This is a genomic window from Aquimarina hainanensis (genome assembly GCF_042684685.1).
GTDB classification, from domain to species: Bacteria; Bacteroidota; Bacteroidia; order Flavobacteriales; family Flavobacteriaceae; genus Aquimarina; species Aquimarina hainanensis.
On record NZ_JBHULX010000030.1, the window covers coordinates 234,248 to 258,195 of the forward strand.

22 protein-coding genes and 1 pseudogene are annotated in these 23,948 nt (G+C 33.7%); 6 read left to right on the top strand and 17 right to left on the bottom strand.

Features of this window, described 5'->3' with window-relative positions; all coding sequences use genetic code 11:
• Positions 1-127 precede the first annotated feature (127 nt).
• From ACFSTE_RS15380 to ACFSTE_RS15395, 4 genes are all read right to left on the bottom strand, one after another.
• Positions 128-697, bottom strand: coding sequence for an anthranilate synthase component II (locus ACFSTE_RS15380; RefSeq protein ID WP_176026966.1), 570 nt, complete (start codon positions 695-697; stop codon positions 128-130).
• Between the two features lie 35 nt (positions 698-732).
• A complete protein-coding gene (locus tag ACFSTE_RS15385; protein ID WP_176026965.1) occupies positions 733-2,127 on the bottom strand; it encodes an anthranilate synthase component I family protein in 1,395 nt (464 codons plus the stop codon).
• Between the two features lie 271 nt (positions 2,128-2,398).
• On the bottom strand, positions 2,399-2,965 hold the full coding sequence (locus tag ACFSTE_RS15390) for a YceI family protein (protein WP_176026964.1): 567 nt from the start codon (positions 2,963-2,965) through the stop codon (positions 2,399-2,401).
• Between the two features lie 29 nt (positions 2,966-2,994).
• Positions 2,995-3,450 carry a MarR family winged helix-turn-helix transcriptional regulator gene (locus ACFSTE_RS15395; protein WP_176026963.1) on the bottom strand — a complete coding sequence of 152 codons (456 nt, stop codon included), beginning with the start codon at positions 3,448-3,450 and terminating at the stop codon, positions 2,995-2,997.
• Positions 3,451-3,741: 291 nt separating this feature from the next.
• On the opposite strand from ACFSTE_RS15395, the gene ACFSTE_RS15400 reads away from it, so the two are divergent.
• From ACFSTE_RS15400 to ACFSTE_RS15420, 5 genes are all read left to right on the top strand, one after another.
• Complete coding sequence (locus ACFSTE_RS15400) at positions 3,742-4,263, top strand: TlpA disulfide reductase family protein (protein WP_176026962.1); 522 nt, start codon at positions 3,742-3,744, stop codon at positions 4,261-4,263.
• Between the two features lie 55 nt (positions 4,264-4,318).
• Positions 4,319-4,945, top strand: a complete 627-nt coding sequence (locus ACFSTE_RS15405; RefSeq protein ID WP_176026961.1) for a thioredoxin family protein — start codon at positions 4,319-4,321, stop codon at positions 4,943-4,945.
• Between the two features lie 86 nt (positions 4,946-5,031).
• Positions 5,032-5,346: a rhodanese-like domain-containing protein gene (locus ACFSTE_RS15410; RefSeq protein WP_176026960.1), complete on the top strand. Its 315-nt coding sequence runs from the start codon at positions 5,032-5,034 to the stop codon at positions 5,344-5,346.
• 57 nt (positions 5,347-5,403) lie between these two features.
• Positions 5,404-5,808 (top strand): rhodanese-like domain-containing protein, encoded by a 405-nt coding sequence (locus ACFSTE_RS15415; RefSeq protein WP_176026959.1) that lies wholly within the window; start codon positions 5,404-5,406, stop codon positions 5,806-5,808.
• Positions 5,809-5,932: 124 nt separating this feature from the next.
• Positions 5,933-6,886: a bifunctional helix-turn-helix transcriptional regulator/GNAT family N-acetyltransferase gene (locus ACFSTE_RS15420; protein WP_378253784.1), complete on the top strand. Its 954-nt coding sequence runs from the start codon at positions 5,933-5,935 to the stop codon at positions 6,884-6,886.
• A 39-nt stretch (positions 6,887-6,925) separates the two neighbouring features.
• On the opposite strand, the gene ACFSTE_RS15425 is transcribed toward ACFSTE_RS15420, so the two are convergent.
• The 8 genes from ACFSTE_RS15425 to ACFSTE_RS15460 all read right to left on the bottom strand — a co-directional run bounded on the left by ACFSTE_RS15425 (position 6,926) and on the right by ACFSTE_RS15460 (position 18,715).
• Positions 6,926-7,420 (bottom strand): hypothetical protein, encoded by a 495-nt coding sequence (locus ACFSTE_RS15425; protein ID WP_176026957.1) that lies wholly within the window; start codon positions 7,418-7,420, stop codon positions 6,926-6,928.
• 156 nt (positions 7,421-7,576) lie between these two features.
• A complete protein-coding gene (locus ACFSTE_RS15430) occupies positions 7,577-8,038 on the bottom strand; it encodes a hypothetical protein (RefSeq protein WP_176026956.1) in 462 nt (153 codons plus the stop codon).
• A 68-nt stretch (positions 8,039-8,106) separates the two neighbouring features.
• Positions 8,107-9,363 carry a DUF3999 family protein gene (locus ACFSTE_RS15435; RefSeq protein ID WP_378253786.1) on the bottom strand — a complete coding sequence of 419 codons (1,257 nt, stop codon included), beginning with the start codon at positions 9,361-9,363 and terminating at the stop codon, positions 8,107-8,109.
• Positions 9,353-11,686 carry a DUF2339 domain-containing protein gene (locus ACFSTE_RS15440; protein ID WP_378253788.1) on the bottom strand — a complete coding sequence of 778 codons (2,334 nt, stop codon included), beginning with the start codon at positions 11,684-11,686 and terminating at the stop codon, positions 9,353-9,355. The genes ACFSTE_RS15435 and ACFSTE_RS15440 overlap by 11 nt, the downstream gene beginning before the upstream one ends.
• A gap of 305 nt (positions 11,687-11,991) precedes the next feature.
• Entirely contained in the window at positions 11,992-13,998 is a 2,007-nt protein-coding gene (gene uvrB, locus ACFSTE_RS15445) for an excinuclease ABC subunit UvrB (protein ID WP_378253790.1), read from the bottom strand.
• Between the two features lie 153 nt (positions 13,999-14,151).
• A complete protein-coding gene (locus tag ACFSTE_RS15450) occupies positions 14,152-16,629 on the bottom strand; it encodes a T9SS type B sorting domain-containing protein (protein ID WP_378253791.1) in 2,478 nt (825 codons plus the stop codon).
• 333 nt (positions 16,630-16,962) lie between these two features.
• Entirely contained in the window at positions 16,963-17,808 is an 846-nt protein-coding gene (locus tag ACFSTE_RS15455) for an ABC transporter permease (protein WP_176026951.1), read from the bottom strand.
• Positions 17,809-17,815: 7 nt separating this feature from the next.
• Entirely contained in the window at positions 17,816-18,715 is a 900-nt protein-coding gene (locus ACFSTE_RS15460) for an ABC transporter ATP-binding protein (RefSeq protein ID WP_378253792.1), read from the bottom strand.
• A gap of 198 nt (positions 18,716-18,913) precedes the next feature.
• Between ACFSTE_RS15460 and ACFSTE_RS15465 the strand changes: the two genes are divergently transcribed.
• A complete protein-coding gene (locus ACFSTE_RS15465; protein ID WP_176026949.1) occupies positions 18,914-19,981 on the top strand; it encodes a hypothetical protein in 1,068 nt (355 codons plus the stop codon).
• Positions 19,982-20,074: 93 nt separating this feature from the next.
• Here the strand turns inward: ACFSTE_RS15465 and ACFSTE_RS15470 are convergent.
• The 5 genes and pseudogenes from ACFSTE_RS15470 to ACFSTE_RS15490 form a co-directional block, all read right to left on the bottom strand.
• Positions 20,075-20,190, bottom strand: a pseudogene (locus ACFSTE_RS15470) (nucleoid-associated protein); the annotation flags it as partial.
• Positions 20,187-20,969 (bottom strand): hypothetical protein, encoded by a 783-nt coding sequence (locus tag ACFSTE_RS15475; RefSeq protein WP_176026948.1) that lies wholly within the window; start codon positions 20,967-20,969, stop codon positions 20,187-20,189. The gene ACFSTE_RS15475 and the pseudogene ACFSTE_RS15470, both read right to left, overlap by 4 nt.
• 137 nt (positions 20,970-21,106) lie before the next feature.
• Complete coding sequence (locus tag ACFSTE_RS15480) at positions 21,107-22,165, bottom strand: nucleoid-associated protein (RefSeq protein WP_378253793.1); 1,059 nt, start codon at positions 22,163-22,165, stop codon at positions 21,107-21,109.
• Positions 22,166-22,325: 160 nt separating this feature from the next.
• Positions 22,326-22,838, bottom strand: coding sequence for an IS1096 element passenger TnpR family protein (locus ACFSTE_RS15485; protein ID WP_176026946.1), 513 nt, complete (start codon positions 22,836-22,838; stop codon positions 22,326-22,328).
• An 86-nt stretch (positions 22,839-22,924) separates the two neighbouring features.
• Positions 22,925-23,944, bottom strand: coding sequence for a COX15/CtaA family protein (locus ACFSTE_RS15490; protein WP_176026945.1), 1,020 nt, complete (start codon positions 23,942-23,944; stop codon positions 22,925-22,927).
• Positions 23,945-23,948: the final 4 nt, after the last annotated feature.

Consider the following 23,948-nt stretch of genomic DNA (forward strand, 5'->3'; position numbering starts at 1 on the left):
ATTTTTTGTTGATATCAGGGAATCTACCTGATAATCATATTTTTGTGTTGCAACATTCTTGTGCTAGTTATTCATTTTTTATTTGATACTTCCTGTATTTTTACAGTGATAGTATTGTGTAAAAACATTAATTGTTAACCCAGTTTTGCAGCATTTTTTTTCCATCAGGAGTCAGGACAGACTCTGGATGAAATTGAACACCTCTAACATCGAGTTCTTTATGACGTAGAGACATGATTTGCCCGTTTTCATCGTATGAAGTGGCTTCTAAACATGCGGGTAAATTTTTATCTGTAACAACCCAGGAATGGTATCTTCCTACTTCAAAAGAGGTTTCTAATCCCTGAAACAACACTTCATCATCTACGGATACTGTTACGGGAGTCGCAACACCATGGTATACTTGATCCAGGTTAGTAAGTGCTCCTCCAAATACTTCTCCGATAGCTTGCTGTCCTAAGCATACTCCAAAGATACTTTTGGTATCGGCATATTTTTCGATAATTTTTTTTAGTAAGCCTGCTTCATCCGGAATACCTGGACCGGGAGATAACAATATTTTTTGATAAGGGGCTATTTCTTCAAGTGCTAACTGATCATTTCGTTTTACTGTGACTTCACATCCAAGGTCTTCCAGGTAATGAACAAGGTTATAGACAAAGGAGTCGTAATTGTCGATGACTAATATCTTTTGCATGTTATTTCTTTTTTGTGTTCAAAGGTTGTGCTTGATTATATGCTTTCTGCGAGTTTTAATGCTTTTGTCAAAGCACCAAGTTTATTATAGACTTCTTGTAGTTCACTTTCTTCGTTGGATTCATTTACTAATCCGGCTCCTGCCTGCCAGTGAAGCTTATGGTTTTTACTTAAAAAGGTTCGGATCATAATGGCGTGATTAAAGTTTCCTGAGAAGTCCATAAATCCTATAGCACCTCCGTAAAAGTCGCGATTAACGGTTTCATATTTTTCAATCAATTGCATAGCTCTGTGTTTCGGAGCACCACTGAGTGTTCCTGCCGGAAAGGTATCTGCTACGACTTGCATAGTGGTTGTATCAGCATGTTTTTTTCCAGTTACTTTGCTCACTAAGTGGATCACATGCGAATAGAACTGGACTTCTCTGTAGGTTTCTACGGTAACATTATTTCCATTTCTACTCAGGTCATTTCTGGCTAGATCTACAAGCATAACGTGTTCTGCGTTTTCTTTTTCGTCAGCAGCTAGTTTTTTTGCTAATTCAGCATCTTGCTCATCATTTCCAGTTCGTTTAAAAGTTCCTGCTATTGGGTGAATTTCGGCGATATCGTCTTTAACAACTAATTGTGCTTCGGGAGAACTCCCGAAAATTTTAAAATCACCATAATCAAAGTAGAACAAGTATGGAGAAGGATTTACACTTCGCAATGCTCTATATACATTAAATTCATCTCCTTTGAATTCTTGTGTAAAACGTTTGGATAATACCAATTGGAATACATCTCCGCGCTGACAGTGTTTTTTAGCCAGGGCTACATGTTTTTTGTACTCCTCATCATTTAGATTAGAGACGGTTTCTCCCTGAGTAGTAAAATTATAGGATGCGAAATTCTTAACCTGGAGAAGGGATTCGATTTCGGCAATATTACTATCAGTATGATAGCAATGAGAGAAGATATATGCTTCATTATTAAAGTGATTGATGGCTATAATGTTTTGATATACATTATAGATCATATCAGGGATTTCGAGAGAACCTTCCTTTTTGGTAATCGATATATTTTCGAAATAGCGAACAGCATCATAAGAAATATATCCAAAAAGACCATTATTTATGAATTTAAAATCACTTTCAGAAACCTCAAAATTGTTTCCAAACTGCTCTATAAGTTGAGGAACATTTGTAGTTTCTGTTATCGGTAATTCTTTGGTGGTTTTATCAGGGAATGATTGGTAGATGGTTTCATTTTCTATTTTAATAGAGGCAATTGGATTAAAGCAGATATATGAAAAACTATTCTCAGTTCCCCTGTAATCACTACTTTCCAGCAATAAACTATTAGGGAACCGGTCTCTGATTTTTAAATAAACACTTACTGGGGTTATGGTATCAGCCAGAATTTGCTTGTAATCAGTTATTAATTTATACATAATTTATTTTTTTGTCAGAATAATATTGTTCCTCGATCATCGAGTTTTTTTGGAATTAAAAAACTATTTTTTATTTAGATATAGCCAATAAAAAAAGGCTTGTCGTGATTGACAAGCCTTTTTATTATTGTTACTTAACTTTAGGGTATAGGGCTATCTCACGACATTTTCGTTTTGATAACTCCACCACCACTTATTTGTTAAAATTATTTTCATTTCTAAATTTGTTCCGCCAAATATATGAAAATATTATAATTAGAAAAAAAATAAATTATATTTTTAAGCTAATCGCTAATTCGAATTTGTCGTGTATTGCTTTGTCTCCTAGATTATCAAAGAAACTTCCTGATCCGTATTTAATATCGTATTTTGTTCTATCTACAGCCAGATTAGATGTAGCAGTTGATCCATTAACGACCAGATCAAAAGTTACAGGGTTTGTTTTTCCCTTGATTGTCAGATCTGCAGTAACGGTGTACTTATCTCCTTTTTTAGTAGCATTTTTGATAACTAATGTAGCTGTTTTATGAGTAGTGATTCCAAAGAAATCATCAGAAGATAAGTGTCCCTCTAGATCTTCTTTTCCTTTTCCTGCTTTTAAGTCAGTTACGGCAAGACTACTCATATCTACAGTAAATTCTCCTCCGGTTAATTCATTGTTTTTGAATTGAAGGAATCCTTTAGAGAAGGAAAGAGTTCCTGTATGTGATCCTGTTACTTTTTTTCCTGTCCATATAATGGAACTCTCAGTAGTATTAATCGTTTTTTTCTGAGCAAAAGAAATTGATGTAATGCTTATCGCAAGGATCAAGGTTAGTGTTCTTAATTTGTTTTTCATTTTTGCAAATTTTAATTGAATATTTATAGTTATTGAGTTTTTAATTTATCTAATAAAAGATTTAGGGTTTCTTGTTCTTTTTTAGTCAACTTACTCGTTAGTCGTTTTTCTGTGGCAATTATTATAGGGTGTATAATTTCCAAAAGAGAAAGCCCTTCTCTGGTGATGGTAATCTCTATTTTTCTTCTGTTAGTAGGACACGTTATTCGGGTTACTAGTCCTTTTGTTACAAGTTTATCAATAAGTCTTGTCGTATTAGACATTTTGCTGATCATTCGCTCTTGTATGGTTGAGAGGTTTGCAGCCTTTCCATTTTGCCCTTTTAGTATACGCAGTACATTAAATTGCTGAATAGAAATATCGAAGGCTTTTAAGGTATTGCTGATATTTTCATTTGCCCAGTTTCCTGTATATAAAAGATTGACAATTACTTTTTGTTCGATAGGGAATTCCCCTTTGACTTTTAATAGTTCTTCGATTTTCACTTGTATGTACGATATTTGTATATACAAATGTATAACTTTTTGATAATACAGATATTAATTCTTTGTTAAAGTTGAAGGCAAGACCAGCTTAAATAGTAATATTGTCCCATTGAATTATTATTTTTTATGTAGGAAACTATATACCAGGTTTATTCCATGTGTTGTTTGTATGCGATGAAAATAATTTTGATAAAGACAGGAGTCTTAGTATCTCACGCAGTGAATAAAGGACTTCAATAAATTGCTTTTAGCATTATAAATGTGATTAATAGAGATTGTACGTATAATTATATGAAGAGGAGCGTATTACTTATTGCGATAATACTATTGTTTTCCGGATGTAAAGGAGAACAACAATTGACTATGACTCCTAAAGAAGTGCTTGTCAAAGGAGGAGTAGAGATCCCTATATATGATTTTAAGAGTTTTGAATCGTTATTGCATATTGATGATGGAAAAGTAAGATTGATTAATTTTTGGGCAACATGGTGTAAACCATGTATAGCTGAGCTCCCTTATTTTGAATTGATTAATAGTGAGTATAAAGAAAAAGGGGTAGAGGTATTATTAGTAAGTTTGGATTTACCAACAGATGTAGAATCTAAGCTGATTCCTTTTTTGAAAAAACAACAGATAAAAAGTAAAGTGGTATTACTTGATGATCCGGATGCCAATACCTGGATTCCGAAGGTCAGTGAGGAATGGTCAGGTTCTATTCCTGCAACAATCATTTATAAGGGGAAGACGCGTTATTTTTATGAACGGTCTTTTACTTATAACGAGTTAAAAACAGAATTGAGAAAAATGATGTAGTAAATATAGGATATACTGTATTTTAAACATTATATTAACCAAAAAAAGCATTGATATGAAAACACTTAAGTTTCTTGTGGTTGTTGCAGCAATTATTGCAATTGGTGCCTTTGCTTGGGGAAAGGTACAAAAAAGACAAAATAAAAGAGGATACACAGTAGGGGATGTAGCTACTGATTTTAGTTTAAAGAATATTGATGATTCAATGGTCTCTTTACAAGATTATAAAGAAGCAAAGGGCTTTATTGTCATTTTTACGTGTAATCACTGTCCGTATTCAGTGGCTTATGAAGATCGAATTATAGCATTGGATGGAAAGTTTAAAGAAAAAGGATACCCGGTGATTGCTATTAATCCTAATAATTCCAAAGCATACCCTGAGGATAGTTTCGAAAATATGAAAATAAGAGCAAAAGAAAAAGGGTTTACTTTTCCTTATTTATATGATAACGGACAACAAATTTATCCTCTTTATGGAGCTAAGAAAACACCTCATGTATACGTTTTGCAAAAAACGGCTAAAGGAAATATTGTTCAATACATAGGAGCTATTGATAATAACTATAAAGATGCCTCATTGGCAAATGAGAAGTACGTCGAAGACGCAATTACAGCTTTGCTCAAAGGAGAGGAAATAAAAATAAAAACTACAAAAGCAATTGGTTGTAGTATAAAAGTATGATATGGGACGATAAAGTTTTAAAATAACAAATCGACTGTAGTATATTTGTATAGTAATAAATTTATAGTAAATTAAAATTAAATAGAATGGCAGATTATACACAAGAAGAATGGCAGGAAGGTATCGCTACCGATACAGATGTTGTAATCTTGGATGTAAGAACAGAAGATGAGGTGGAGGAAGGACATATTCCAAATATGATTAATATTGATATTAGACAAGGACAAGGATTTTTGGATGAAATCGAAAAACTGGATAAATCCAAAAAGTATTACGTTTATTGTCGTTCCGGAGCTCGAAGCGCACAAGCATGTGCATTAATGAATCAAATGGGATTTGAAACTACGTACAATCTTCTAGGAGGTTTTATGGAGTGGGAAGGAGAAATTGTAGAAGAGTAGTTATATTGGCTTTTTTAATAAATCATACCTACCTTTCCTAAATTTAATTTAGTCCCTATGAACCTTAGATTTTTTCCTACTATATTGTTGTGCCTCTTATTGGTAAATTGTAATACTACACCTCAGAAAGATACTGCAGTTATAAAAGTAATCTCTGTTGAAGAAATGACCTCTTTATTAGAAGCAGAAAAAGTACAGTTAATAGATGTTAGAACTCCGAGAGAATATGCCTCTGGACATATAGAAGGAGCTATTAATATTGATGTTAATGATAAGGATTTTGAGAAAAAAATTCAGCAAATTGATAAATCAAAACCCGTAGCTGTATATTGTAAACGAGGAAGAAGAAGTAATAAGTGTGCTACGTATATGGAAAAAGCTGGTTATACTAAAGTGTATGATCTGAAAGGTGGATTAACTAAATGGACATACGAAGGGAAACCAGTTCTGATGAAAGAATAAAAAGATAAGTGCTGTAAATAATACAGATAGTCAATAAAAAAACACAGCCTAGAAGCTGTGTTTTTTATTTTTTTAATTATTATGTGTATATTTACGTAACTGATTACGTAAATATATTTATACTATGAATTTTTTTGAAAGAGTAGGTAAAATGGCATTAGGAACAAGGTTGAGGATGCTAAGCGAGCTTTTGATGGATGATGCAAAACTGGTTTATGATATGTATGGGGTTTCTCTAAAACCAAAATGGTTTCCTGTTTTTTATGTTATTTCTCAGGAAGAGAGTGTATCAATAACAGAAATAGCCAAAGAAATAGGACATTCTCACCCTTCTGTTAGTAAGACCGTAAAGGAAATGATCAAAGAGGGGATCCTAAAAGAAAAAAAAGATCAGGAAGATGGAAGGCGAACTATTTTACTGTTGTCAGAAAAAGGAAAAGAAATAGCTATAACAATTAAGGATCAGTATATAGATGTAGAGAATGCAGTAGAGGAAATGCTAAAAGATACCAGACATAATATCTGGAAGGCTATTGAGGAATTAGAATATTTAGTAGAACAACAATCAATGGTATCAAGAGTCATGAAACAAAAGAAAATCAGGGAATCAAAAAATGTAAAGATCATTCCGTATGAGGGGAAGTATAAAGAAGATTTCAAGGCACTTAATAAATCCTGGATAGAGAAATATTTCAAAATGGAGGAGATGGATTATAAGTCTCTGGATAATCCAGAGTCGTATATATTGAATAGGGGAGGAGCTATTTTAGTTGCATTGTATAAAGACAAGCCTGTAGGAGTTTGCGCGTTGATAAAGCCAGATGATGAATATTATGATTTTGAATTGGCCAAAATGGCAGTATCTTCTGAAGTACAGGGGATGGGAATTGGTAAGTTATTAGGGCAAGCTGTTATAGAACATGCAAAGTCACTGGGAGCTAAAAAAATATATTTAGAGAGTAATACAGTTCTAAAAGCAGCTATTTCCTTGTATCAAAAATTAAACTTTAAGAAAATACCAGGGAGAGTAACTCCTTATGAACGGAGTAATATCCAAATGGAGTTAGAGATAACTTAAAATGGTTCTAATAGGAACCACTTTAAGTTATTATTTTTTTTAATGATTGTATTTGTTTAGAAATTTACTGCTGTTAGACATTTCTAGTCGAGAACCAGTATTCCCTTTTACAGACCATTCTACAGCATATATATCAGCTGCAGTAGAAAAAACAGCATATATAATAGTTTCTCCACTTTTCTTTTCAATAAAAGAAATTCTGCGCTTCGTTCCTTCATTTATTTGCTCTCCTACCCAAGGATTATAGATATTAGAACAAGCTAGATCAATTGTATTCCCCTGATGGGTTACATAGGCTTTTTCTAATGTATAAGTAGGTTCACTTCCTTTTAAAAGTTCTTTAGCTGTAATATCTAGCTTTTCTCCTTTATACTTCTTTCGTATTAAAAAAAGAGTCATGTCCTTATGTGTCACTTTTAGCGTGTCAGAAGGATTACTAATACGTTTGGTAACGGGGGCATTCATGTTATTTTTCGCATTTCCTTGATAGGATAGGAAAAATGTAGCGATAACTAAGATAGATAGGTATTTCATATCATTTTGTTTTGTTCGGGGGTTTCTATAGTTCTTATGCTTTGAATTCTCTTTATTATTAAAAAAGAAAGCTTTTGCATAAGTTTTAACAGAACTAAAATAAAAAATAAAAATTAAAACGAGGCTAAAAAGGAGCTTTGTCTATTATATATTGAGTTAATTGGTGTTGTCTACGCTTAATTTAATAATCAATTTATCAGAAATAATAAAGTCTCTTAATTGGATAATATATCCATTACAATCATAACTGTCGTATCTTTCTTCCTCGGTGAGACCATCTTCTTCTTTTGTTTTTCCTTGTATTCCGTGAACAGATAACTCAGTAAATTCAAAAAAAGAATCAGCTTCTATTAATAAATGAATTCTGGATTGAATAGGTTCTCCATCTTTTTTCCGTTTATGGGAAACTCCCATAAACTTGATTGAAAAACAATCAGGAAAGATCGCTTTTTCCAATAAGTCGAGAGAGGTCACCTCACAGTATACAGCAGTTGATTCTGTTGATTTAATGAGATGGTTGTTCTTTTGACTATAAAGGGTTAACGAAGTCAATACAACTGAAAAAAACAACAAAACACGAATGTTTTTTAATGTAGTATCGGGAGCTTTCTTTTTCAATGATATACTTTCTCAGGTTAATGTTTCCTAGTACTGCAAAAGAACTAAAATATATACATTTTTACTATTTAATCAGAGGCTTTATTTTCACGGATCATTTTTATAGAGAACCAACCCAGAATAAGAATGATACCTCCCATTATACTCCATAACCATAATTTGTTTTGGAATAGAGGAGTAGCGGTTGTCGTCGTTGATCGCGGGATTTTTTTCTCTTCATTTGCAGTGATGGAAACTAAAGAGTCCGGAATAGTGTGTTTAAATTGCAAAATATCATACCGTGGAGCTGCTATTTTTGTATTTCCGTAGACGAGATAATAGTTCGCCTCTTTATCATAAGCAGGAAATCTCGGGATTATTTCATGGTGATATCCTTGGGCAATTATTTTAGCAATTGTTATCGGCGTATTATCATGATTGTTAATAGTAATTCTTATTTTTTGAGTGGTGACAGAGGGAAAAGAGAAACGGTTTGGCTCTACAGAGCTTAATGTTCCTGTCTGTATATTCTTAAAATTATATATATAGCCTTTTTCTGTTTGCACACTATCTGCCAAATAGGCTATAGTAATTGGTCTGTAGTAATCCAATGTATCTTTTATTGCTATACTTAGTAGGCTGACAGGAAGAGGTTTTTGTAACGATAGAAGTGCTGTAGTCGTTTTTGAAGAAGCATGTTCACTAATCTTGATTGAGGAGATAGCAAAAGTGTCATAAATAGCTTTCTTCTCTCTACTGCTCAAAACTGTTGCTTCCTTTAGTATGGGTTTTTCTTTGCTGGCAATTTTTAATCGTAAAAAAGTAAAATTGACAGGAGGGAAAGTAAGCGTAGAGAAGTGGTAATTTGTTTGTTCATTTTTTATAGATACAATTCTATAATCTTCAAGAATAGAAAACCATTCGTTTTGATCATGACTTCCTTCCAAAACTACTTTCCAGTCATAGTTTACTTGTCGAAAGGACAATTGAATTTGATTACTTTGTTGCTTGTTGGGTGTTTTTATTGTAATGTAATGATTATTTCCTTGACTTACAGTGTTTAAGGTAGAAGAAGGCAAGGTTTGGATTGTTGTTTTTCTTTTGGCAATTTTTGTGATATAAGGGATTTCTGTTGTATCTGTATTTTTAAGAACTTTATATATTCTAATATCAGACAAATCCTTTTTTGTTTTTGCAAAAATATCATCAGGAATTTTTAGTGTATGCCAGGTGTCATTTATTCCATTTAATGTTCTCGAATATTCAAAAGACTCCATTTGTGCTTTCCCTGAAAAAGGAAGAAGCGCAGTAATAATTAGTGAAATAAAAACTGAATTAATCTTCATTTTCTTCGGATATAATGTGTTTGTATTTATTGTATAAGAAAGAAATAATGAGCAATAGAATTCCCAGAGAGACAAAGACAATTGTTTTGGCGATGGTTCCCAGGTGTGAGATGTCATATAGAAATAGTTTGATGAGTGTAATCCCAAATAATACGATAGCTCCAATACGGAGGTGTTTTTTCTTTTTCCAAATTCCCAGCGTTATGAGAAATAGTGAATAAATCCCCCATAAAATACTCAGTCCTAATTTATAAGATTGCTCTGCAGATGACATATCCAGCCAATGAATAAGTTCACTGCTAGCAACCCAAATAATCACAAAATGAATAAAAAGCTCTGTTAAAGGGCGTAGGAATCCGATATTGAATTCAGAGATCAAATGTTGTGTTTGTTTGTATAGCGCATATATTGCTCCTCCAAGGATAACAAGAGCGATGTATCGAATCAATATAGTGAAGTAACTAATAGTGTAATACTCCGAGATCTCTTTATTCAGATAGCTTTCTCGTAATTCACTAATAGTATACAGTCCTATTGTCAAAAATAGGAAAATACATAACCCATTAAAAAGGGTGTTTACAATAGAGAGATACTTATTCTTTATTATATAGGTATTTAATAAAGAAAGCAGGGATATAAAGATGAGAGAATATAAAATACTCCAAATATTTTTAAATAAAATAAGGGTTTCATTGGTTTTATACAGATCCCCTTTATGAATATGAGAATCTTGATATAATTGATCCCAATATGCATTGATTTCTAATAAGAATGAATTGTAGCAAATAATAATGAGGATCGCAGGGATTAAAAAGGAAGCAATTTTAGGGATTAGGCTTCCTTTTTTTAAAGGTGATGTATCGTTTTTGTATTGGTCTAAGAATGATATAAATCCATAACCAGCCATACAGATAATTGCCGTTAGGAAACAACTGTTCAGAATAGGAGTAATTTTCTTTTCTGGAGCGTGTAAAGAATAATGACCATAGAAATTCCCCCAATCATGAAGTAAACTAAAGAAACCAATCAACATGAGGATATATGATAAGATTTCATAAAAAGAAATCTGTTTTGTTCTTCCAATCCAGAAAAGTAAAGCAGCTTCAGTAATCCATAATAATGTTACCCAGTTTCCATCGAGTTGTACAGGTATGGCAATTGTGATAAAAACCAAAACAAGACCTAAGACAAAATATAGTAAGCTTTTGTTTCCTAGTTTGAGTCTATGGATAATAACTCCAGGGATAAAGTGTAAAACAGCATTTCCTAAGGTAAAAAGTCCTAATAAATGTTTCCCGGTAGGATGATCAACCAGGATAGCATATCCTACTCCGTAGAATATAAAGGAATTGAGAAAAGGAAGAATAGCATCTCTGTTTTTATAGACTTCTTTTTGTAAGAGTTTATATCCGAGAAAAGTAGTGTAGAAAATAACAAAAAATAGCAACGCAAAAATAAGGGCGATACTGAAATTTTTTTCTACTGAGAATTCGCTTATATGCCAACTGAGGTAAATTAACCAGGTAAAACCAAAAGAAACATAATAAAGTGGTTTCCAGTATTTCTTAAAAGAGATTATGAGAATACCTATATTGACAATCGCCATATAACTAAACAAAATTTCTACCTTACCAGATCCGTCACTAAGAAGAAAAGGAACCGCATATGCTCCTACTAATCCAATATGCGCAATAAGTTGTTTGTTATATTGAATAGCAGTAATAACAGCAAAGGCAGTAAAAATAAGCATCAATATAAAAGCTAAAATCTGAGGAAATAATTGATACAAATCATAGGCAGCATAGGTGATAAAATAAAGAACAGCAATGGCTCCACTGACTAAAACTGCACTATAATTTTTATATTTTTTCTTTAATTTGATTCCAAAGAAGAGCAATCCCGCACCAGCAAGATATCCTAATATGATTCGGGTTATCGGATTGATCAGGTTATTTTCAATAGAATACTTTGCTCCGATACCTACTCCGATAATGGTAATTAAAATACCGATTTTACTAATGAGGTTTTCGCCTATGAATTTTTCAAGATTAGATTTCTTTTTTACCCGGGGAGTTTTTCTAATTGTATGAGGAGTAGCAGGTTGTTGCTGTATTTGTTTTTTAGGAGGTGTTTCCGTTTTTGCAGGAGTAGTGCGTATACTTTGTGTAGTATGCGTACTTTTGGGTTCTTTCTGAACAGCTGATTTTAATTCTTTTAATTCATCTCTGAGCTGAATAATTTCCTTAGTAAAAACCTGATGTTTTTTTATGAGTGCATTCATCTTTTCAGAAAGAATGGCTATTTTCTCTTGATTTGTATTCATAGTATATCCGCTTGAGAAGTTATAGAGGGTTTATAGCTATATACAATATACATAAATACTTCTTATCTCATGAATAGTACTCACAAGGTAAGATGTTAATGTCTCAAAGCTTTCCTTAATATGTAATACGTTTTATTTCGAATAGATCTCCTTTTGCTAATTAATCGGAGTTGACATTGATAAAAAACTACATTTTCTAAATACCTATTTATAGATATTCCCGGTTAACTTCTCTTATTTTGGTAAAGATGATGAATTTTATAAAGAATCATTACCCTGTTTATAGGGAAAAGTAATAAATACTATTATCCTTTTTGTTGTTGTATTTTGCTTTGTAACATCTTTATTTCATCGCGTAATCTGGCAGCAGTCAAAAAGTCTAATTCTTTGGCAGCTTTTTCCATTTCTTTTCGGACTTCTCTGATTCTGCTTTCTAATTGATCAACCGTGAAATAAGCAACTTCTTCTTCAGCTGCCTGTAAGCTAGGGGCTCTTTCAATAGTATATGAGTCCTCCTTTTTTCCAACTAAGGCGCTGTCTTTGGATTTTTTTATTGCCTTAGGTGTAATTCCGTTCTCTGTATTGTATGCAATTTGTTTGCTTCTTCTGTAATTGGTTTCATCAATTGTTTTTTGCATACTGTCAGTGATTTTATCAGCATACATAATGGCTTTTCCATTGATATTTCGAGCAGCTCTCCCTACTGTTTGCGTCAGCGATCGAGTACTTCGTAAAAAACCTTCTTTGTCTGCATCTAAAATTGCAACTAGAGAAACTTCCGGAAGGTCTAATCCTTCTCGTAATAAGTTTACACCAATAAGTACATCAAAAATTCCTTTGCGCAGATCCTGCATAATCTCTACACGTTCTAAGGTGTCCACATCACTATGGATATAACGACAACGGATATCGATTCTAGATAGATATTTTGTGAGTTCTTCTGCCATTCTCTTGGTCAATGTAGTTACCAGTACTCGTTCGTCTTTGTCGATTCTTTTTTGCATTTCTTCAATCAGATCATCAATCTGGTTGAGGCTGGGGCGTACTTCTATTTCAGGGTCTAATAAACCTGTAGGTCTTATAAGCTGTTCTATATAGATTCCTTCTGTTTTCTGTAATTCATAATCGGCAGGAGTAGCACTTACATAGATTACCTGATTTTGTAAAGATTCAAATTCCTCGAATTTTAGTGGACGATTATCCATTGCTGCGGGAAGGCGGAATCCGTATTCTACTAGGTTTTCTTTTCTCGAGCGATCTCCTCCATACATGGCATGCACCTGTGATACAGTAACATGACTTTCATCGATAACCATCAGGTAATCATCCGGGAAATAATCTAGCAGGCAGAAAGGCCTGGTACCGGGATCTCTCCCGTCCAGATAGCGGGAATAATTTTCAATCCCTGAACAGTATCCCAATTCACGGATCATTTCCAGATCAAAATTAGTACGTTCTTCCAATCTTTTTGCTTCCAGAGGTTTTCCTATTTCTTGAAAATAAGACACCTGTTTTCCTAAGTCCAGGCTAATTTGTGTAATAGCATTGTTCAGAACATCCGGAGAGGTAACAAACATATTAGCTGGATAGATGGTCAACCGATCGTATTTTTCGATAATCTCATTTGTTTTGACATCAAAAGCTTCAATTTCTTCGATTTCATCTCCAAAAAAATGAATTCTAAAAGCATCATCTGCATATCCAGGATAGATGTCGACAGTATCTCCTTTAATTCTGAAATTACCTCTGAGGAATTCCGCTTCTGTTCTGGAGTATAAACTTTGAACCAAGCGGTGTAATAGTTTTGTTCTTGAGATTTCCTGTCCTTGCTGTAAACTAATAACATTTTTTTGAAACTCAATAGGGTTTCCGATTCCATATAAGCAGGAAACAGAAGCTACAACAAGTACATCTCGTCGTCCAGAAAGTAAGGAAGAGGTAGTACTTAATCGCAATTTTTCTATTTCATCATTGATAGATAAATCCTTTTCGATATAGGTGCCGGAGGTAGGAATATATGCTTCCGGTTGATAGTAATCATAGTATGAGACGAAGTATTCTACCGCATTATCAGGGAAAAACTGTTTAAACTCTGAATACAACTGGGCAGCAAGAGTTTTGTTATGTGCTAATACCAGTGTTGGTCGTTGCACTTCTGCAATAACATTAGCGGTAGTAAATGTCTTTCCGGAACCGGTCACTCCGAGTAAAGTATGATACTTTTCTCCAGATTCAATACCGGTGACTAATTGCTTTATTGCTTGTGGTTGATCTCCTGTGGGGTTAAATTCTGATTGCAGTGAAAACTTCATGAATCGCTCTTTCTTTTTGGCTAAATATACATAGAAAACGAATATAGATTAGTGAGTTTTTATTCGTTTTTTTAATGTTCAGGACAGAATGTTGTTTTCAGTCAAAAAAGAATTACAATTTTTATAATTGCAGGGATTACCATAAGTCGTTATTTATCGGATCAGCGAAAAACTTCCTGTAATTACTCTTCCGTCATCTAATTTGGTTTTGAACCAATACTCACTGGAGGGAAGTGTTTTTCCTCCATAAGTTCCATCCCAGCCATTTCCTCCGGGGCGTATTTGTTTTAAGAGTTTTCCATGACGGTTAAATATAAAAATCAAAGCGTTGGATGTAAATTCATCAGAAACCCCTTCCATAGTCCACTTATCATGAAAGCCATCCCCGTTCGGTGTAAAATATGAGGGAAAGCCCACAACTGCTATTTTTTGTTTGGTAACAGGGAGACAACCATTTTTATCGCGAACCAATACGGTATGAATTCCAGAGGGGACATTTGTAAACAGAGGATCATCCTGATATGTTGCGATATTGTCCGTTCCCAGGATTGCATATTCGTAATTCCCTTTGCCTTCAGCAAAAACAAGAACAGTGTTATTGGTTTGTGCGTCTTTGATTTCTATGGATTGAATTGTAGCTGTATTGGAGGGGATTACAATGACGGTCCTTTCTTTAGAACATCCTGTAGTATTATTTGTCACAGTCACTCGGTAGCTCCCGGCATTTGTTACTGCTATGGTTTCGGTTGTTTCTCCTGTAGACCAGTTATAGGAATAATTTGTAGTAAGTTCTCCAGGGGCTAAACCCGCTCCAACCTGTATGTTTATTTGGTGATCACAAAGAAAAAAATCTTCTTCAGCTGTAATGTCCGGCAGAGGATATAATTGCAAGGAGACTCGATTAATTCCATAACATTGGTTTCTGTTATCTTCTATTCTTGCATAAATAGTTTCACCTTCAATCGTCAATGGACTTTCGTTAATGAATGTTGTTATTTCATTGATCTCAGCTAATGCTTCTTCATGGGTTTCATAATATTTTACAGTAAGGTTAGGGCTACTAATTCCATTTAGAATTAAGCTATTCGCCTCTGAAAGTATGAATTCTTTATAGCCATCTTCAATTCCATCGTCATCACAGTTTTCTAAGATCACATCATTAGCAGAGGTGTTACTAACTTCCAGGTTTAAAGTAGCTATTCTGTAGCATTCGGTATGGGTATCGATTACTCGTACAAAAAGTTGTTGATTGGGAGAAGTATTGGTATAGGTGATAGGGTTGCTAATGGGAAAAGTTCCTGAAATTGCAGCTGTGGCACTTGTATAGAATTCAGCTCTTCGGTTTTCGGTAGTGCCGGCTAGTTGTTCTAAGGCTTGATTTAAATTAAAAACAGAAGTAGTAGCATCACTGGTAGTATCATTACATTGAACTAATTTTTCATTTGTGATAGTAGGTAATGCATTCACGACAAGATTAAAGGATACTGTACTATAGCAGATACTGTTTGTTTTGTTTTCTACCCGGGCATAGATCCTTTGAGGGTTTACTGTATTCGTATAAGAAACAGTTTTGTCAATAGGAGCTGTATTAGTATCAGCATCTGTCTCATCTAAGTGGTATGTTATTGTATATTCAGAAGGAGAAAGGTTGTTGAGAATTTCTTGATCTTTGTTTTGTAAAATAAAAGAAGCAATTCCATTTGTATCATTCCCATCGGTGGTATCATCACAGATTTCATAAGCATCAGGTGTTGTTATAGCAGGTCCTTCTGTTGTTGTAAGTGTAAAACTATCCAGGATAAAACAATTGGTGATGGTGTTTTCTATACGAATGTAAATCGTTTCTATGGTTTGTTGACTAAGATAAGGGCTTGAAAGTGGGTTTTCTCCCAGACTGGCATCTTGTTCCGAATTGTGATATGTAATAGCAGTATTAGATTGAGATCCTAAAATAATAGCGGTATTTTGTTCTAGATTATAATGGGTCATACCATCTGTAGTGTCTCCTGTAACATCACATTCGGTAAGGTTTATAGCTGTAGAGTTTGTTGTTTGATTCGTTGGAGCATCCGGGAAGGTGGCGGTACCGGTAAATTCGATATCAAATCCTCCGTTTTGAGAAAAGTTATCGACAAGAATGTAATATTCTTCCCCTGCCTGAGCATCAATAGATTTTACAAATCCATTCCCTTGTCCACCAGGTCCTTCGGTAAGGTCATTTTCAGAATCTGATAATCCTGTTCTGGTTGATATTCCTGCTGCTGTTGGATTGGAGGACGAACACCTGATAGAACTTCCTAATGCATCACAGGTTACATTAGGACCATATACTGCAAAATCATAATCCTCATCAGGATTAGAGGATTCTGGAGTAATAACAAACGCTAGAGTTCCTGCCTGAACAATATTTACTTTTAACCAAAGACTTTGACTTTCATTAAAAGAACAAGCAGGAGGGTTGCTGTTTGGAGAGGCAAAATCATTTATCCCTGTACCATTAGAATTGAGCTCCAGGTTAATATTACCACATACGATTACTGAATTGACACAATCTGTCGGTCTGTTTTGAGAAAATCCGTGAAATGAACATATAAGTGTAAGGAGAAGTGTAAAAGGGTAAAAGAATTTCATGGTTATATAAATAGATCATTGCTACTGTATGGGGTTACTAAGTGACATTAAAAAACGGAACTCATATTTTCAAGGAGGGGTTGATGAGAGTTTTACTTTTTGTCATAGTATAAAAATAAAAGTAATCTGATGTTTATGATTTTTTTGTGAATATACTCAAAATTATGGTTTTACAGTAGAGATAGAAAAAAGAGACACTAAAAATTATACCTTTATAGTGTCTCTTTTTTTACCCGATAAACGAGATGTGTATGCTTGTAATGCCTACCAGGAAATAAATGTTTATTTCCTATATAGCGTATTTATCCCGAAGTTTTTTTGATGTTTTCTTCCTTATAAATCTCTTCTTTTTAGGAGTTGGTAAGAAAGAAAAACAAACAAACTAGTCCATCCCAATACAATAAGACATTGATACCAATGTACAGAATAGTCTTTAGATAGTTCGGTTCCAAGCTGATTAGCTGCGGATTGTATGAAATTAAGTCTGCTAAACGGTTCGATAATCAGATTACTCATTGATTCCAGTGGAAAAAATTGAACAATTTTTTCAGCGATGTCTTGTCCTTTGAAAACTTTAAATTTTAGAATAAGAAAAGTAATATTTTCCAATCCCCACCATATAAATAAGAAACCAAGGGCAAAAGCAGATCTTTTTATTAATATTCCGAGAAACATACAGAAAGCAAAGAAACCAGTTAGTTTTAGAAAATAAGCTATGATATATTGTAAGTATTGCTGATCCTTAAATATAGCATAAGGCTCCAGGAAATCAGAAAATGAGAGTCCCAGAATCATTGTCAGAATAATGAGGAAAATGGTGGATATAGTAGAAAATGCCATTACTGTAAGAAACTTAGAAGCTATAAACTCTTTTTTACTCAATCCATCAATGAGATTTTGCTTTAAAGTTCGGTTACTATATTCATTTGCCATCATAGAGACAATCACAATTGCCAGGAATAATTTAGCCCATGCTGCGATATAGGTGTTAAAATGCCAGATATACGGGAAGTTAAATATTCCCTGATCGGCAATTCTGAATTTAGAACCAGCGAAATTGAATTCTATAGAAGCAATTAAAGCTATGAATGAGATAAGTACAAAATAAGCAATGGAAATCACCTTAGATGCTTTACTATATCTCAATTTGTGAAATTCTATGGTTAGTAATCGTAGCATCTGTATTTTATTTTAGGTTATTAGTAAGTTGTAAAAATTGTTCTTCCAGGCTTTCTTTCTTCTTCTCTAAATGTGTAAGTGTAATTCCCGAAGTATAGAGCTGTTCATTGAGGTGAGCAGCTTCGACTGTTGTATTGAGATGGGCAGTAATTTTACCATTTAATTCAGTTATTTTATGAAAGCTTTGGTGATTGAGCAGCCAGTTTTTTAATTTCTCATTATCAGTGGCTTGCAGTAAGAAATACCCATGACTATTATTCATCTGATCGACCGGACCGGAATATAGCTTAACCCCTCTTCTAATGATAACAACATGATTACATACTTTCTCTACTTCATCTAATAAGTGAGAAGCCAGTAATATAGTTGTTCCCTGAGAGGCAATTACCTTGATAATTTCTCTGATTTGATGAATCCCTTGTGGATCAAGCCCGTTAGTAGGTTCATCAAGGATGAGTATTTCAGGATCATTTAACAAGGCTGATGCAATGGCTAGTCGTTGTTTCATTCCTAGAGAAAAGGTTCTGAACTTACTGTTTTTACGCTCTAGCAATCCTACTATTTTTAACTTCTCATCTATTTTTTGCGAAGAAACTCCTTTGATTTTACATACAAGATGAAGATTCTGGGCAGCAGTCATATAAGGATAAAAATTAGGGCGCTCAATGATGGCTCCTACTTTTTTTAATGCGTTATGAGTTGAGGTACTTCCGTCAAACCAGGTGAAATTACCTGATGTTTTGTTTACAACATTGAGGATGATACCAAGAGTTGTAGATTTACCACTCCCATTTGGTCCCAAAATACCATAAACATTTCCCTTCTGGATAGTAAAGGATAAATTATCTACAGCAGTAAGGTTTCCAAAATTTTTGGTAAGGTTGTTTATACTGAGTATGGTTTCCAAATTGATGATTTTTTTGATAGGTTATATAAAACTAGACGAGGGACTCTCTTTTTTGTTACAGGAAGCAGGTGGATGTTAGATTTTGTATAGAGTTTTTTTATATAATTTAGAAATAAAAAGTAAGTTTTTTAGGATGCATATTAATTTCTTATATTGAGCGTATTGGTATTAATGTCAATAGAGAAATATAGCCCAAATATGGATGAAGAATTAATGTCCCGAAAGAAACCTACCTATCCGATTAATACAGCATTGGATCAGTACCTCAAAGAATGTAATAGAACGATTAAAATTCCGGTTTTCTATGATGATCTTTTGCGATTTTCAGGCTCTGTTGTTGTTTATGATAGTAATGATGAAGATACATTATGGGTTCGGGTATATTATGATGAGCACGAACGACCAGAGATTGAAAGTAGCTTAAAAAAAGTATATACGATCCTGCATTCGGATGGAAATGAAGATGCGATTGAGTTTTTGAACATTGATGCAATTGATTATTGCACTTTTGGTAATTCTAAGCCATTTAGGGTTAAGGTCAGGAATATATTGAATGACAACTATACGTACATTTATGTCAAAAAAGCGGATGCTTCCAGGATATATGGTCTGGAGTTAGAGCATATGTTCTCTCCTAATCGCATTAATTTTTTGGTGTATAAAAATACTTTGATAGAAGAACACATCGCCGGGGTTCCCGGAGATGTATTTATCAGAGATTTTTTGCCAGATCTGAGCGATCGTGCAAAATCACAAATTGCTAAAGAGTTTGTAAAGTTTAATGAGCGCTGCCAGATGCGATTATTAGGAGATATGCGATCCTATAACTATGTTATTATTCCGATTCATGATTTTGATCATGTAGAGTATAAAATACGAGCTATCGATTTTGATCAGCAGTGCTATGAAGGGAAATTGAAGGTATATCAACCTCAGTTTTTTAAAGAGAATTATAAGATGGTTGATCTGGTAATGAATCGGTTACAGAATAATTCCATAGAGCAATATAAAAAAGAAGAGCGATCGATTTTAGCCAAAAGGATGTTGAATGCCCGGTCAAGGTATGAAACACTTATTGGGTGTATGTGTAATGATACAATTTCAACAAAAGAGAATCAGTTGGCATTGAGGGAACATCTCTATAGTTTTACGCTGGACCTTAAATTCAGAAGGAGTAATTCTATGGGAGAAGTTTTAAAAACTGCATTGGATTTCGTGAGGAGAAACTACGAAAATGTAAATATGAAACGCCTGTTAGGAGGTTGAAAATCGTTTTTGAAAAATATTGAGACAGTATCATCAGATACTATCTCAATATATATAATTATAGGGATTAATTTTTTTGTTCTTTTATAGGGATTAATCTTTTTGTTCTTTGTCGAAGTATATAAGATAGTAATACATTGGTTTTTCTTCATTTCATCCTGTTTCTACAAATTTTCTGCAGATTTTGGGTTGATGAAATTCATTTTTACTTAAATATACGTTTTCGAAGCGGTTTTCGGTCGATGTCATATTTGTATTCATCGATTAGATGTCGAAATTTCTGAGCTACAAAGTTGAATGAGATCTGATCATTGATACCACACTGATTAATATTTTGATGCCAGGCTTTTTGAATGTTTTCGGTTTCAGAGGCTTTCATATTATACAGTAGATAACCGCACTGATAATGATCATCGGATTGACTGGAAAGTCCTTCGTTTACTCGGTCTTTGATGTATCTTGTATATTGTTCTTTTTCTATCACATAACGCTCCTGTAACATAGATTCCTCAAATTCACCATCAATATTCTTTAGTACGGGATGCCTATGGAGCATCATGGCGATATCGGGATTCCAGTTATTAACCACTTTTATGGTATCCTTGTAGTTTATATCAAACTTATTGTCAGACCAGACTAGGTAGTCATATTTTTTTTTCAAAAAGTGTTGTGGGTATACTTTTAGAGGTTTACAAGCTGTAGTATAGTACCTTTGAGCAGTCACCTTATCTGTGGTTATAGCCTCTTCAGAGAAATTGTTTACAGGACTTTCAGGAGAAAATTGAGCGATTAATGCTGCAGTATCTTTTATAAAAACAGGCTTCCATCGGGTAAACTTTAGTCTGTAATAGACCCATTTGTTATCGGTAATAAAATAACTGTCATGTCTAGGAGGTTTTTTAGGGATTCTCGCATGTTTCTTTTTCCCGACATACCCAGAAACAAAAGCAAGCGTTTTAGTGGTGTTTTTTTTAGGGTTAGAATTCATATAATATTGTTTTAATGTACTTATTGATATGATCAAATAAGATATGCTATGAAAGATCTCGGTTTTCGAATCTGAATGTGGCTTAAAAAACGACGACTATAGTATATTATTGATCTCAATAGTTCATAGCTGATCGACTAGTCTTTTTGTTCTTTGTTGAAGTATACCAGATAGTAATACATTTGTTTTTCTTCGTCCCATCCTTTTTCTACAAACTTTTCTGCAGATTCCGGATTGATGAAATCCATTTTTATCTGAATATTAGTATCGAGATTGATCACGTTTTTTATTTTTTTTCGCGCTTCTGATACAGCAGTATTTGCAATAGGGAAGGAGGTAAGGTCTTCTATTTGATATTTAGGAGCTTTTTCTACTTTATAGTGTTTGAATTCAGGAATTAATTCCGGATTATCAATAACGTCATTTAAAAAAGCTGTTTCTTCAAAGTTATCGTTTTTTGCAAAGTGATTGATAGCTCTGTTCATAAACATAACTTCTTCTTTCTTATCTTCAGCAGGTAATACAACCTCTTTGGCAAAGTCCTGACAGAACTTCATGTATTTTTTAGTATGAAAATTATCATCTGCAAAAGCAGCAACACCTAAGAAATGTTCCAGCCAATACTTAGTATCGTATCGGTTAGAATCGATCGATAAAATTTTATATCCTTCTTCTTTTTTGTGATTAAAAATAAGACAACCTTTATCGAGTTTATTTAGGTTTACTCCTTGCTGAAGTAACAGATTGATATTGGATCCACTTTCCTCAAATTGAAGAAAGTCGTGTTTTAATTCTGATTTGAAAATTCCAATAGCATCTACTTTTTCATTGTCGATGGTAACATTCTCTAAATACGAGACATATAATTCTCCACTTTTAATATGAGGATGTTGTGATTGTTCGTATAGTAAAGAAGCAATTCTTTTAGATTTTTCGTGTACACTGGAAGGAGTGTTGAAAATTTCTGAAATAATCTTATAAAGAGGATTGAACTCTACATCTACTTCATTGACGAACTGAAAATAGTTTTCTTCTTTTTCTCTAAATGGTTTGAAAAAATACTCTTTAAGTAAGGCTGTAAGTTCATCATTTAAAGCGTAAGGAGCATCCGAAAGAAAAATGTTTTCGTTTCTGCTTTTATTTCCAATTCTGTGTACAGAAAGGGATTCAATCTGAGTACTATATAAGTTAATCATTGTGCTGTTTTCTAGATTGTATTGTTTCGAGTTTTACCTCGAAATTAAGTGTTTGTTTTTAACGAAATTCTCATAACCCTGATTATGAGTTGATCTCCTAAATTTAAAAAAATCTTTTGTTAAAAATAGTTTTTAAAATTGATTTGAGTCGAGAAGGAGGTTAATTCCAATTTTCATCAAAACTAATATCATCGTAATTATCGAGATCTATAAAATCCTCATTATCGTCTAATGAATGATGCTCATCCTCAGATACGAATTCTTTATCAGGTGCCTGATCTGGAATTTGTCCGTGGACAAACATAATATTCGGATATTCTCTTCCACTTTCATATTCAGCTATTTCGGCAAGCTCAACAAGAAACGTCCACATATTTAGGAAGTCATAAATATATATGAGTTTAGGAGAACTTTCATTGACAACATCAGATAAGGTCGTTTCATTCATTAAACGCACGGATTGTAACCCATCGCTCATATCAAACAGGGAAATTTCCTCTCCCTGATTCCATTCTTCATCACTGATATAAAAAGAAGCCATTTCGGCACCATCAAAACCAAAAGATTGCGTAATGGTGTTGTGAAACTCTTCTAATGTAGTATCTTCTTCAATCTCAATATCTCTAAATACATCTTCTTCTGTATCCAGAATTATTCTAAATCTATAGATCATTCTCTGTTAATTATATTCGACAAAGATAGTGTAACCGCTGGTATTGACCAATTTATATATATCGGGTTCTATCTCAAATTATTTTATTATTTACTAAATCTGTGAAGAGAAAATGTCATCCCTCCCAGTAGAAAGAAAGCAACTACCTGGTGGAGAATTCCCAAGGTTAAAGGTACTCTGAATAAGAGGGTGAAAACGCCTAATAAGAATTGAGTACATACCAAAACTAGTAGGATTTTAATGGATGTAGCTTGTTGGCTGTCTTTGGGTATTTTTTTACTTCTGTACCAGATAAGTCCAACGATAAATACAACTACATATGCCAAAGAGCGATGTATAAACTGAACACCGCTTTTTCCTTCAAAAAAATTCATGATGAAAGGAGATTGTTCTATAAAGACTGCTTCGTGAATAAACTGCCCGTCATTCATCAAAGGCCAGTGGTTATGTAGAAAACCAGCATCAAGACCAGCCACAAAAGCTCCATAGATAATCTGAATAATAAGAATCACTAATCCGACCCGAAGTAAGTTTCTAAAGCGGATATTTACAGTTTCTTTTTTTATAGGAAATATCAGATCGAGAGCAACCCAAAAAGAGTAAGCGAAAGTAATAAAAGCAGTAGTGAGATGCATCGCTAATCTATAATGACTTACATCAGGTCGATCAACTAGTCCGCTTTTAACCATAAACCAGCCTAAAAACCCCTGAAATCCTCCAAGAAATAATAAGAGCATTGATTTCTTGATGGTAGGCTTGGATAATTGTTTTGTGAAAAGAAAATAGATAAAGGGGATAATAAAAACAATCCCGATAAATCGACCAATCACTCGATGGATCCATTCCCAAAAATAAATATCTTTAAAATCCTGTAGAGAGAATTGATGATTTATTTTCTGATATTCTGGATACTGTTTATACAGATCAAAGGCTGCATTCCACTCTTCTTCATTCATAGGAGGGATGGTACCAGAAATTAATTTGTAATTAGAAATAGAAAGTCCGGAATGTGTCAGGCGGGTAATTCCTCCAACAACTACCATGATAAAAATCAAAAAACAACCTGTCAATAACCAATATATTACCCTTTTGTTATCCTGTTTCATGTTC

Excerpts from the sequence above, each read along its gene's own strand:
- ACFSTE_RS15380 (WP_176026966.1), bottom strand. The coding sequence starts at position 697 with ATGCAAAAGATATTAGTCATCGACAATTACGACTCCTTTGTCTATAAC.
- ACFSTE_RS15385 (WP_176026965.1), bottom strand. The coding sequence starts at position 2,127 with ATGTATAAATTAATAACTGATTACAAGCAAATTCTGGCTGATACCATA.
- ACFSTE_RS15390 (WP_176026964.1), bottom strand. The coding sequence starts at position 2,965 with ATGAAAAACAAATTAAGAACACTAACCTTGATCCTTGCGATAAGCATT.
- ACFSTE_RS15400 (WP_176026962.1), top strand. The coding sequence starts at position 3,742 with ATGAAGAGGAGCGTATTACTTATTGCGATAATACTATTGTTTTCCGGA.
- ACFSTE_RS15405 (WP_176026961.1), top strand. The coding sequence starts at position 4,319 with ATGAAAACACTTAAGTTTCTTGTGGTTGTTGCAGCAATTATTGCAATT.
- ACFSTE_RS15410 (WP_176026960.1), top strand. The coding sequence starts at position 5,032 with ATGGCAGATTATACACAAGAAGAATGGCAGGAAGGTATCGCTACCGAT.
- ACFSTE_RS15415 (WP_176026959.1), top strand. The coding sequence starts at position 5,404 with ATGAACCTTAGATTTTTTCCTACTATATTGTTGTGCCTCTTATTGGTA.
- ACFSTE_RS15420 (WP_378253784.1), top strand. The coding sequence starts at position 5,933 with ATGAATTTTTTTGAAAGAGTAGGTAAAATGGCATTAGGAACAAGGTTG.
- ACFSTE_RS15425 (WP_176026957.1), bottom strand. The coding sequence starts at position 7,420 with ATGAAATACCTATCTATCTTAGTTATCGCTACATTTTTCCTATCCTAT.
- ACFSTE_RS15435 (WP_378253786.1), bottom strand. The coding sequence starts at position 9,363 with ATGAAGATTAATTCAGTTTTTATTTCACTAATTATTACTGCGCTTCTT.
- ACFSTE_RS15440 (WP_378253788.1), bottom strand. The coding sequence starts at position 11,686 with ATGAATACAAATCAAGAGAAAATAGCCATTCTTTCTGAAAAGATGAAT.
- uvrB (WP_378253790.1), bottom strand. The coding sequence starts at position 13,998 with ATGAAGTTTTCACTGCAATCAGAATTTAACCCCACAGGAGATCAACCA.
- ACFSTE_RS15450 (WP_378253791.1), bottom strand. The coding sequence starts at position 16,629 with ATGAAATTCTTTTACCCTTTTACACTTCTCCTTACACTTATATGTTCA.
- ACFSTE_RS15455 (WP_176026951.1), bottom strand. The coding sequence starts at position 17,808 with ATGCTACGATTACTAACCATAGAATTTCACAAATTGAGATATAGTAAA.
- ACFSTE_RS15465 (WP_176026949.1), top strand. The coding sequence starts at position 18,914 with ATGGATGAAGAATTAATGTCCCGAAAGAAACCTACCTATCCGATTAAT.
- ACFSTE_RS15475 (WP_176026948.1), bottom strand. The coding sequence starts at position 20,969 with ATGAATTCTAACCCTAAAAAAAACACCACTAAAACGCTTGCTTTTGTT.
- ACFSTE_RS15480 (WP_378253793.1), bottom strand. The coding sequence starts at position 22,165 with ATGATTAACTTATATAGTACTCAGATTGAATCCCTTTCTGTACACAGA.
- ACFSTE_RS15485 (WP_176026946.1), bottom strand. The coding sequence starts at position 22,838 with ATGATCTATAGATTTAGAATAATTCTGGATACAGAAGAAGATGTATTT.
- ACFSTE_RS15490 (WP_176026945.1), bottom strand. The coding sequence starts at position 23,944 with ATGAAACAGGATAACAAAAGGGTAATATATTGGTTATTGACAGGTTGT.